The organism is Pedobacter sp. SG908 (assembly GCF_011759615.1).
Lineage (GTDB): Bacteria > Bacteroidota > Bacteroidia > Sphingobacteriales > Sphingobacteriaceae > Pedobacter > Pedobacter riviphilus.
Genome location: NZ_JAAOYY010000001.1, coordinates 2,518,567 through 2,530,845, shown reverse-complemented (window position 1 = coordinate 2,530,845; position 12,279 = coordinate 2,518,567). Strand labels below are relative to the sequence as shown.

Sequence of the window (12,279 nt, the reverse complement as noted above, 5' to 3'; positions counted from 1 at the left end):
ACATTATCGATTACTATTGAAATACAATGAACAGATCACATCAAACTACAGGTTACTTCAGGCAGGGCGTATTGGCAATGGCCATTTCTCTTTTTGCCATGTCGAATAGCAAAGCGCAAACCATTATACCCATCGAAACTGCCCATAATGCACTGGTTTTACAGGCCGATGCAAAAAAAGATGTAAACACCATATTTTTTGGAAAAAAACTAGCCGATAAACAGGAATATGCACAGGTTAATGGTCAGTACAAACAAACAGAAGATTATACTGGTCAGTTAAATTCGGTGTATACGCCATCAGGATCAAGGAATTTGGTAGAACCAGCTATTAGTGTTACCCATGCTGACGGCAATAACTCCCTCGATCTGAAATATGTTGATCATACCGTTACTGCTATTGATGATAATGTGAGTTTAATAAAGATCAGATTAAAAGATCCTGTTTATAATTTTGAGGTAACGGTGTTCTATAAGTCTTTTTATAAACAGGATGTAATAGAACAGTGGACGGAGATTAAACACAGTGAGAAAGGCACAGTGGTATTGCATAAATATGCATCGGCCAATCTGTATCTAAAATCACCACATTTTTGGTTAAACCAATATCATGGCGATTGGGCTAAGGAAATGCAGCCAGAACAAAGTGAAATTACCCATGGTATTAAAACTTTGGATAGCAAACTGGGCACAAGGGCAAATTTGTTTCAACCTTCTGTTTTTATGATTTCGATGGATAAACCTGCTGAAGAAAATGAAGGCAATGTTTTATACGGTGCGATGGAATGGAGCGGGAATTTTAAGGTCGATCTTGAGCTGGATTACCAGGATAACCTCCGCATTATTGCCGGAATGAACAATTATGCTTCGCCTTATAGCTTAAAAGCAGGTGAAGTTTTTACAACCCCTGCTTTTTTGTACACTTATTCTGATCAGGGAAAAGGCGATGCCAGTAGGAAATTACAAGATTGGGCACGTAATTATAAAATATTAGATGGAAAAGGCAGTAGGTTAACCCTCTTGAATAACTGGGAAGCCACTTATTTCGATTTTAATGAGCAAAAGTTGGCCGATTTATTAAAGGATACCAAAAAACTGGGTGTCGATTTCTTTTTGCTTGATGATGGTTGGTTCGGGAACAAATATCCGCGTAACGATGATCATGCCGGGCTTGGCGATTGGCAGGAGAACAAAAAGAAATTACCAAACGGAATAGCTTCTTTGGTAAAAGAGGCCGATAATGTAGGAACCAGATTCGGAATTTGGATAGAACCCGAAATGGTTAATCCAAAAAGCGAACTTTACGAAAAACACCCGGATTGGGTGGTAAAACAGCCTAACAGACCTGAATACTATTTTAGAAACCAGTTGGAACTCGATATGAGTAACCCAAAGGTACAGGATTTTGTTTTCGGTGTGGTTGACGATCTGTTTACCAAAAATCCGAAATTGGCTTATATTAAATGGGATTGTAATGCGGTAATTTATAATGCATACTCCACACATTTAAAAAATCAATCTCATTTTTATATCGATTATGTAAGGGGATTGTATAGTGTACTGCAAAGAATCCGCGCAAAATATCCAACTGTGCCAATGATGTTATGCTCTGGCGGAGGTGGTAGGGTAGATTATGCTGCCTTACAGTATTTTACAGAGTTTTGGCCAAGTGATAATACCGATCCTTTAGAGCGTATATTCATTCAATGGGAATACTCTTATTTTTATCCTGCCATCAGCAGTTCTAACCACGTAACCGATTGGGGAAAACAACCAATAAAATTTCGCACTGATGTAGCGATGATGGGGAAATTGGGTTTTGATATCGTTGTTAGCAAACTACCTGAGAAGGAACTTCAGTTCTGCCAGGATGCCATTAAAAATTACAATGCAGTAAAAGGGATTATTTGGCAGGGTGAACAATACCGTTTGGCCAATCCACGTACGGGCAGTGTAGCATCTATATTATATGTAAATGAGCAAAAAACAGAAGGGGTGATTTTTAATTATCTGGTAAACTACCGTTATGGCGAAAACAGTAAATATCCGATTAAATTAAATGGCTTAGATCCAACAAAGAAATACCAGATTAAAGAAATCAACCTTTATCCAGGTACAAAATCACCGATAGATAGTGTTAAAACGTATACTGGTGATTTCTTGATGAAAGTGGGCTTTAATCCCATTCTTAATGCGACCAGAACCAGTGTAGTGTTAAAATTGGAAGAAGCGAGGTAAATTAACCAGTTCGTTATCTCTACTGTAGCGCAGCGAGATGGAGAGATCTAATAACGGTTTCTCCATTTTTTTACCGCAAAGTTTGCAGAGAGATAAGGTGAAAAGTTGAACGTTAATTAATGTGGTCGTCATTCCCGCGCAGGCGGGAATCTTAATGCAATCTATAAGTCCTACTCAAGCATTACGATTCCCAATCAAGTTGGGAATGACGATTTTTCGTAAGGGGAACTATCCACAAGTAACTGACTCTGGGCTGAGGACTCAAGACTTTGGGCTCAAAACTACTGAGAGCTCCCAACTAAAAACTCCAAACTACTCTTCCCCGTTCATAAAAGCTCGTGGACTTTTCCCGAACTGTTTTTTAAATTCCCTGCTGAAATATTTTGGATCGTTAAAACCGACCTGATAAGCCACTTCATAAATGGTAAACCTATTTTGTTTAAACAGCTCCATTGCTTTCTTTAAACGGATCGATTTAACGAAATCATTTACGGAGAGGTTGGTGAGTTTCCTGATTTTTTTATACAAAATAGGCCTGCTCATACCAACCATCGAAGCCAGTTCAGATACCCCAAAGTCTTCATCAGCAATGTGCTCGTCAATATATTTTAAGAGTTTTAGCATAAAAGCTTCATCAATGGCATTAATGGTGAGTTCTTTCGGCTGTAAATGGATGTGTTTCAGGAATTTTTGACGCATTACCTGTCTCGACATCAGTAGATTACGAACATTCAGCAAAAGCAATTCAGGACTAAAAGGTTTGGTAATATAGGCATCGGCGCCAGTTTCCAAACCACTAACCTGATGGATATGAGAAGAGCGGGCAGTTAGAATAATAACAGGGATGTGGCTGGTCCGTTCATCTTCCTTAAGTCTACGGCAAAGTTCTATACCATCCATTATCGGCATCATAATGTCGCAGATAATCAGATCGGGCAGTGTTTCTACTGCTGTTTCCCAACCCATTAATCCATTTTCACTTTCCGCTACCTGATAATGTTTGCCTACCAACGATGAGATTAACAGTCTGATTTCACTATTGTCTTCCACCACCAATATGGTTTCGGTGGAAATATCAGTTTCTTTCTTGGATTTTAAAATTGTTAGCTCTTTTTCGGGCTGTTGCGTGTAGATATCGGGATGGGTAGGATAATCTTTTGCCCCATCAAAAATTGCTGTTTTAAAATGCGATTTTCCTTTCTTTAACCTTACCGTGAAATTAGTGAAACCACGTTTACCATTTTCAGCAGGAGTACTTTCTACGGCAATATGCCCTTTATGTTCCTCTACAATTGCTTTCGAAAGCGCCAAACCTATTCCTGAGCCGATTTGATTGGAGTGTTGCTCATCTACCTGGAAATAATCACTAAAAAGATTTTTTAAACTTTCTGCAGGTATACCCAATCCGTTATCTGAAATGCTAATTGCTACTTCATTCTCCATTTCCAATAGAGAAACAGAGATTTTGCCACCTTTATCACAGAATTTAAAGGCATTGGATAACAGGTTGAACAATACTTTTTCGAGCTGCCGTTTATCAAAAAAGAGGTTGATGTTTTCCTGCTCGTGTACAAACTCATATTGTATGTCGTTTGTTTGGGCAAGATGAGAGAAGGAGATGAATATTTCGTTGATAAAATCGACGATATTATCTTCTGTAACATGCAGGGTAAGATGCCCCGTTTCAGCTTTCCTGAAATCCATTAATTCGGTAATAAGCCGCATTAGCCTGTTTGCGTTATTTTTTATCGGGATAATCTGTCGATTTAACTCGGTATCGGTTTGATATTGCTTGGAAAGATTTTCTAACGGGCCAAGAATTAAAGTAAGTGGCGTTCTGATTTCGTGGGCCACATAGGTGAAGAAATTTAGTTTCATTTTCTGGATGTCTTCTGTACGTTTAAGCAGCGCACGCACAAAAAGATAACGTACAATTAAAAACAGTAAGCCCGAAAAGAAAGCCAAATAAATAATATAGGCCCACCAGGTAGCCCAAAAGGGTGGAAGAACCGTTATTTTAAGGGTTGCAGCTTTGCTGCCGGGATTTCCATCATTATTATTTCCCGTTACCATAAAGGTATAATTACCTGCGGGAAGATCGGTATAGGTAACACTAGGCACATCGGTTTTTATCCAATCTTTACTGTGACCTTTAAGGATATAACGGTAACTGTTTTTTTCTGGTTTAATGTAATTTAATAAGGCAAAATCGAGAGTGAAATTGTTATTGTCGTGTTTAAAGGTAATTTGTTTAGTGCTTTTGATATCTTCCTTTAACAGTCCATCTGGCGCATTTACCGCTACAGGTTGATCGAATAGTTTGAGTTCAGTAAAGGTGATTGGTGCAACATTCCTATTAATATCAATCTGACTGGGATAAAAGGCTGTTAAACCATCGTAACCACCAAAAAACAACTCGCCTTTACTATCTTTAAAAAACGATCGGATATTAAAATCGTTGCCTGCTAGACCGTCACTTTTGGTGTAATTAATGAATTTTCCCGTTTTGGTAACCAGCTTAGATAGTCCTTTATCTGTACTGATCCACAGGTTATTTTCTTCATCTTCTATAATTCCCAATACATTACCGTTTGGCAGGCCATCCTTTTCGCTGTAGGTCTTGAATTTTCTGCTTTTATTATCGAAAATGCTTAAACCTCCAAAAGAGGTTCCAACACAAATATTTCCATTCTTTATCTGAACAATGCAATTAATATGATCTAAACTACCTGCGTTGCTTTTGTTCTGGTAATAGGCTGTAATTCTTTTAGTAGCCGGATGATAAGCGTATAGTCCGGCCACCGTTCCAATCCATAAATTTTTGGCCTTATCTTCAAATATAACCTGAATATACTTGTTCCTTAGGTTCTGCTCTAATGGGCTTTTAACCGTTGTAGAAGCATAATGGCCATTTATTTTTTTTAATGTAGATAATCCATCGTTGGAGCCTACCCAAACAGTGCCCTCGCTATCTACAGTTATGGCAATCACTTCTGAGCTCCCCGGGCTATTTTTTACATCTTTAACATTGATTATTTTCTTGAAATTACGATCTGAGGGATTGAATGCGTACAAACCACCCCGGTGTGTACCCACCAATAGCTGTCCTGTTTTATCGAGGCACAAGGTTTTAATTAGGTTGGAATTGAGCCCGTTGCTGCTGTTTGGTTCTGCTTTATAGTAGGTGAAGGTATTGTTGCTTCTGTTCATGTAATTTAAACCACCGCCTTCAGTACCAATCCATAGGTTATGGTATTGATCTTCGGCCATGGCGCTTACAATATTGCTGCTCAAACCTTGTTGTTTCTTCGAATTTCTAAAAACGGTAAAAGGTGTTGCAGATGGGTAAACAACATTTGCACCTTTGTAATAAGTACCCAAATAAACTGAGGCGTTAATATCTTGAAAAATACTATGGATAGAATTCTGGCTCAATCCGTCTGTTTGCTCAGGGTCGTAACGGTAATTACTAAATTTTCGGGTATTTGGATCGAGGATACTTAATCCTTCCTGTGTACCGATCCAAATATTGCCCGCCTTGTCGCAGGTTAATTTTCGAATGTCGTTATTAACAATCGAATTTTGATCTGTCGCACTGGTTTTGTACCGTTTAAAGGTTTTGTGTTCGTAATCAAATAAATTTAAGCCATTGTAGGTACCTAACCAAAGCCTCTTTTGTTTATCAATTATAATACTTTTTACGGCATTAGAACTGATGCTGTTTTCATTGTTGGGGTTGTGCCTGAAAATCTCAAAGTGATATTTGCCCTTAACGAGGTAAATACGTACTAAACCATTATAAGTACCTACCCAAAGGTTTTGTTTTTCGTCTTTAAGAATCGAGAAAATCAAGCTAAGGCCAGATTTATGATTGGGCTTATCGAAAAGAAATTTTTTAAAAATCTGCTTCTCGACATCTATCAGCAGGTTGAGACCATTATCTGTACCGATCCATATATTTTTTTGAGGATCTTCATATAAACATTCTACTGAATCGCAGCTAAAGGAATTCGCAGAACTGCGTTTATTGATGCGATAAAAATGATCGGTTTTTTCATTGTAAATATTCAGGCCGTTTTCTGTACCTACCCATAATCTTCCTTTAGTATCGGTTAATAGGGTGTTAATCACATTATTCGAAATGCTGTTAAGGTTATCGGCGCTATTGTTATAAACTTTAAAACGGTAGCCATCATAGCGGTTTAATCCATGTCTGGTGCCCATCCAAATAAACTGGTTTTTATCTTGCGCAATGGCCATCACCGAATTTTGTGACAAGCCATTTTCCATCCTGAGGTGGTTAAAAACAATTGGCTTTTGTGCGTGTAGGGAAGTGCACATCAAAAGCATCAGGGAAAAACATATCGCGCTTAAACGCAGCATTATCATTTTGGGTTATTTTTTTGGGATATAATCAGTTGATGTATTTCGATTAAATATAGGGCGAATTGATCAAAATATTAAGGGATTACAGTTTTTCTACCCTTTCATTTACAATTTTCGACCTTTTTCATTTTATGCCCAACTAATTTTGGTAAAGCGAATGCAAGATGGTAAAAGAGCAATCATCAGCAGAGATTAACCATTTCTGCCATTGGCTTAACCAAATTTAACTAACAACCAACGCTGTGGGCAAATCTGATATCAACCCATCCGAAAGCCAACAGTAAATATTAACCAAACCAACCATGAAACAAAAATTACTCTTATTAAAAGCAGCGCTTTTAAAACTTAGGGATTTGAGCGGCGTGCACCGACATTTTTTGTCTAAGCATCATAATCAACCAAAATGGAGGTACACATTTTAATTAGCGCTTGGTTTTCCAGGTTAAATAAAATCGACATTCCAAAACAAAATCAACTCCTAAATTTATGAATCTATTATCATTAAAAAGGCATTGCCTAATGCCTGTTCTTGCCTTGCTGTTTTTTAGCGCCTGTAAGAAAGAGGTTTACACCTCCGAAATCTATATCAGAAAGCAATGGAAGGTTGACCTAAGCGCTGCAAAAATTACTCCGACCATTGCCGGCCGTACCGATCATGCTGTTGCGGTTTTGTATCTAATGGACAATAATGAACTCCATTATGATGTGTATTTCGATCAGCCGCTGCAGAATGGAGATGTGCCTGGTGCTGTTAAAATTAATTTAGGTGCGGCTGGCGCAAATGGAGCTGTATTAATCGATCTGAAAAATCCTGCTTTTGATACCAATAGAGAGTCGAAAGGGAGTTTAATCATTGATGCACAAACGGCTAATGCTTTGACTAACCAGAGTAACTACCTGGTTGTTGTTTCGCAACAGCAGGCTGCGGGCCTTGTGAGAGGGCAGGTTAATAATTAAAAACAGCGCTAACCATATTTCTTATTACCAAACTACAAAACATGATCAAAAATATTACTTCATTTAAGTGCAAAGGCACCAGGAAAAGACTCTGTTTAAGTCTGTTGACTTTTGCTCCGGTTTTTGCCTTTGCTCAGCAGCCTGTTGTGAAAACAACAGATAGTTTATCCATTGATAAGATGGACGCCAGGCTGCCATATATCCAAAGGGGGGTTAATGTTTGGAACAGCATAATTCCGCGCAGCCTAAATGTTGCAGGTACATCAACCATTTATGCCGAAGATATAAATACTACGCCTGTATCAGATATTTCAAATGTGCTTGCTGGCCGTTTAGCAGGTTTGTATACCATTCAATCTTCAGGAAGAACAGGTTTTGATAACTCTATATTCGGCTTACGCGGTCAAACACCTTTAATTGTAATTGATGGTGTGATTCGCAATTTTACCAGTTTCAATCCGAACGATATCAAAAGCATTACTGTAATGAAAGATGCGGTTTCTACAGCTATGTTTGGTATGCGTTCATCAAATGGAATTATTTATATCACCACCAAAGACCGGTCAGAAACACGTCCTTTCGAACTGAATTTTACTGCACAATATGGGGCATTACAACATCTTAAAACACCAAATTTTGTAACAGGTGCAAATTATGCCCGATTATATAACGAAGCGCAGTTAAATACTAACCCGGGTTCTGTGCCTTTATACAACGATGCTACCATTGCAGCCTATCAAAACGGAAGCAATAATCCTTTTTTACAACCAAATACCAATTGGTACGATCTGGTATATAAAAAGAACAGTGCACAACAGCGTTATAACATCGATGTTGCAGGGAACGGAAAATCGTATCGTTACTTTGCCAGTATAGAACACTTTAAATCGGATGGAAATTTTATCACGGACGATAATAATGCCTACAATACCAATAATTTTTATAAGAGGTATAACATCCGCACCAATGCACAGATGGATTTTACAGATGATATCCAATTAACGTTGAATATTTTTGGATCGATAGAAAACCTTAATGAGCCGGGGGTTGGGGCAAATAATATCATGAACAGGATTTATAGCACCTCTCCACTTGCTTATCCAGCTACCAATGCCAATGGTTCTTACAGCGGCAACCCTCAAAACACAACGGTAATCAGTAATGTTACCTACGGAACAAATATTTTGGCGAGTACTGTTAGTAGTGGTTATCTGGCTGCCAACCAGCGTACATTAAATGCCGATGCAACACTTTCATATAAACTAGATGATTTAACCAAAGGCCTATGGGCTAAGGGAACATTATCGATTAACAACTACTATCAACAGAATATAGACCGTTCAAAAACCTTTGCCACTTATAACCCAACAACTGTAAATGGAGCTATCACTTATACCAAGGTAGGTAGCGATGGAGTTTTGGAAGCAGGGAAAGCAGCTAGTTCTATCGCTGGACAGTTTAAACAGACCTATACCAATTTACTCATCGGTTATGACCGCGATTTTAATAACCATCACCTTAATATATTGGCTACTTATAATAACGACAATACTTTAAACTCGTACACACAGCTTAATCAGATTTACCAAACGGCTGGGTTAACGGCCAGATACAATTATAAAGAAATCTATCTGGCAGAATTTGCAGGTAATTATAGCAGTTTTAACCGTTATGAACCAGGCAAACGCTGGGGCTTTTTACCAACCTTGGGTTTAGGCTGGATTTTGAACAAAGAAGACTGGTTTAATTCAGATGCAATAAGTTTCTTAAAATTAAGGGCTTCTGTTGGTCAAACAGCTTATGCAAATCCAGCAAATTACTACGGTTATGCACAACGTTATACCTTAAACAGTACAGGTTATAATTTTGGTACGGGTTTAACAGGTGTGTCGGGTTCGTTCGAAAATCCATTGGCCAGCACCGATTTAACTTGGGAGAAAGCATGGAAATATGATGCAGGTATAGAAGCAGCCTTTTTCGATAACCGTTTAAATGCAGCATTAACCTATTATAATAACCGTTATTACGATTTATTGCAACAAAAAAACAATGGCGATGCAAGCGGTATTTTAGGTCAAACGTATCCACAGCAGAATTTAGGTAAAAATACATTTAATGGTTTAGAAACTACTCTTTCATTCAACAGTAAGGCCAATTCTGCATTTGGTTATCAGATAGGTGTTAATGTTTCAGTAGAGCAAAGCAAGGTAGTTGATAAAGATGAGCCTAACTATCCGTACCAGTGGTTGTACCTGGCTGGTGCACCGGTAACACAACAGCGTGGCTACGAAGCTATTGGTTTTTATCAGGTTGGGGAAGATGTAAGTAAAATACCAGGTATTTTGGGTTATAATCCACAACCAGGTGATTTAAAATACAAAGATTTAAATGGCGACGGAATTATCAACTTCTTAGATCAGAAACAGATTAGCAGCAATAAACCACGCATTTTCTTCGGGTTGAATTTTGCGCTTAATTACAAGAATTTCGATTTTAGTGGATTGTTTCAGGGAATTGTAAACAGGCAATTACAGTTGAATGCCAATAGTATGTCGGCTTTTTCAAACGGCTACGGTTATGTTTTAGATTACACTACCGAAAACAGATGGACGCCACAGAATAATGTAAATGCCACCTTGCCCCGCCTAACCTTAGGCGCTAATAGCAATAACCAACAAGCTTCTACTTTTTGGTTAAGAGATGCCAATTATCTGAGGCTGAAAAATCTTGAGCTTGGTTATAGTTTTCCTTCAAAATTATTAAACAAGGCCAAAATTAACCGCTTACGCTTATTTGTAAATGCCTATAACCTGTTTACAGTTTCGGAATTAGATTATGTTGATCCGGAATCGGGCTTATCGGGCTTTTCTAACGAGCGCATTATTAATGGCGGAATCTCACTGAAGTTATAATCATAAATCGATAGATAATGAAAAAGTATTCTTTAACCCTAATTATATTTTCGGCCATTCTGTTTTTTGGTGCAGTTGGCTGCAAAAAAATTACAGAGGATGGACCTCTCGAATTTACTGACGAAGACAATGTATTCGACAGTAAAGATTCAGTTGGCCTATTTACCGAGCAGTTTTTAAATAATATTTATTCGAGTTTGCCTAAAGGTTTTAACAGGATAAACAATAATATTTTAGATGCGGGCACAGATGATGCCTTACCAAACTCAACTTTAGATAATGTTCAGTATTATACTACAGGTGCGATAAACTCATCTGTTTTGCCAGATAATACCTGGGATGCCAATTATGCGGGCATTAGAAAAGTAAATATTTTTTTGAGTAAAATAGACCGTGTAACTTTAAAAGCTTCTTTAAAAGGATATAAAGAACGTTGGAAAGCAGAAGCCAGAGCACTTAGGGCCATGTTTTACTTCGAATTGGTAAAAAGATGGGGTGGCGTTCCACTTATTGGCGATCAGATTTTCGATCCACAGCAAGAAATCAGGATTGCTAGGAATAGCTACGATGAATGTGTTAACTATATCACCAGCGAAATGGATCTGGCGATGCCTGATCTACTGTCGCCTAATGCCACAGGAACATTTGCCTCTAATTTTTACGGTCGTTTTAGCCGTGGAGCGGCAATGGCCGTTAAATCGAGGTTATTACTTTATGCAGCAAGTCCTTTAAATAATCCAAGCAACGCGACAAGTAAATGGCAACTGGCAGCCAAAGCGGCAAAAGATATTATGGATAGTGTTACGCTTGCTAAGTTTACCTATAAATTGAATGATGCAGCCACAACAGCACATTATACCACTACCAATATGGCTGGTATTACTTCGGCGGCCAAAATTAACGCTTATGTAACTTCAGTAAATAAATTTTTGAGTATTTTCTCTACAGCAAGCAACAACGAAATTATTCTTCCTTACATGGCCGGAACCAATACCTCGGTAGAATCGGCCAACGATCCGGTAGGTTACCCAAGGGCAGGATCGGGCAAAACCAACCCTACGCAAGAGTTGGTTAATGATTATGAAATGAGCAGTGGTAAAACCATTACCGAAACCGGAACAGATTATGTAAGTGCAACACCATATTACGACCGCGATCCACGTTTGCCAGCAACTGTAATGTTCGATGGTTTGTACTGGCTTACCCGTAAAGTGCAAACTTATGACGGAGGTTTAGACCGGCCATTTGGTTTTGGAAAAACCAACAGTGGCGAAACCCGTACCGGTTATTACATGCGCAAATTTTTAACCAGTAATGCCAGTGGAACAGCTTATACAGCTGCAAACCATGTTTTTCCAATTTTTAGATATGCAGAGATTTTATTGAATTATGCCGAAGCGCAAAATGAAGCCGTCGGACCAGATGCTACAGTTTATAATGCTATTAACGCGATAAGAAACCGTGTAGGGATGCCAAATCTGCCAGCAGGATTAAACCAGGTTGATATGCGCGCCAGGATCAGGCATGAACGCCGGGTAGAAATGGCTTTCGAAGAACAACGTTTCTGGGATATCCGCCGTTGGAAAATTGCTGAAAACGTATTAAATGGAACGTTGCACGGTGTACAAGGTACTTTTAACGGAACCACAACTACTTATAAAACGGTAGATGTAGCTGCAACGAAATTCGATGCCTCGAAAATGTATGTATTTCCAATTCCATACAAAGAGATGATTTCCAACCCGCTTATGTCTCAAAATCCAAATTGGTAATTATTTAAGGAGAAT

General features: G+C 38.5%; 5 protein-coding genes. 4 read left to right on the top strand and 1 reads right to left on the bottom strand.

What is annotated here, in order from left to right; genetic code table 11:
* Positions 1-26 precede the first annotated feature (26 nt).
* Positions 27-2,237, top strand: coding sequence for an alpha-galactosidase (locus FHT21_RS10365; protein ID WP_243853956.1), 2,211 nt, complete (start codon positions 27-29; stop codon positions 2,235-2,237).
* A gap of 312 nt (positions 2,238-2,549) precedes the next feature.
* Here FHT21_RS10365 and FHT21_RS10360 read toward each other — a convergent pair whose 3' ends face one another.
* A complete protein-coding gene (locus FHT21_RS10360; RefSeq protein ID WP_167294593.1) occupies positions 2,550-6,527 on the bottom strand; it encodes a hybrid sensor histidine kinase/response regulator transcription factor in 3,978 nt (1,325 codons plus the stop codon).
* 615 nt (positions 6,528-7,142) lie between these two features.
* Between FHT21_RS10360 and FHT21_RS10355 the strand changes: the two genes are divergently transcribed.
* From FHT21_RS10355 to FHT21_RS10345, 3 genes are read left to right on the top strand one after another with little or no spacing between them, the layout of a single operon-like run.
* A complete protein-coding gene (locus FHT21_RS10355; protein WP_167294592.1) occupies positions 7,143-7,580 on the top strand; it encodes a CHRD domain-containing protein in 438 nt (145 codons plus the stop codon).
* Between the two features lie 41 nt (positions 7,581-7,621).
* Positions 7,622-10,492, top strand: a complete 2,871-nt coding sequence (locus FHT21_RS10350; RefSeq protein ID WP_167294591.1) for a SusC/RagA family TonB-linked outer membrane protein — start codon at positions 7,622-7,624, stop codon at positions 10,490-10,492.
* A gap of 17 nt (positions 10,493-10,509) precedes the next feature.
* Positions 10,510-12,264 (top strand): RagB/SusD family nutrient uptake outer membrane protein, encoded by a 1,755-nt coding sequence (locus tag FHT21_RS10345; protein ID WP_167294590.1) that lies wholly within the window; start codon positions 10,510-10,512, stop codon positions 12,262-12,264.
* Positions 12,265-12,279 lie beyond the last annotated feature (15 nt).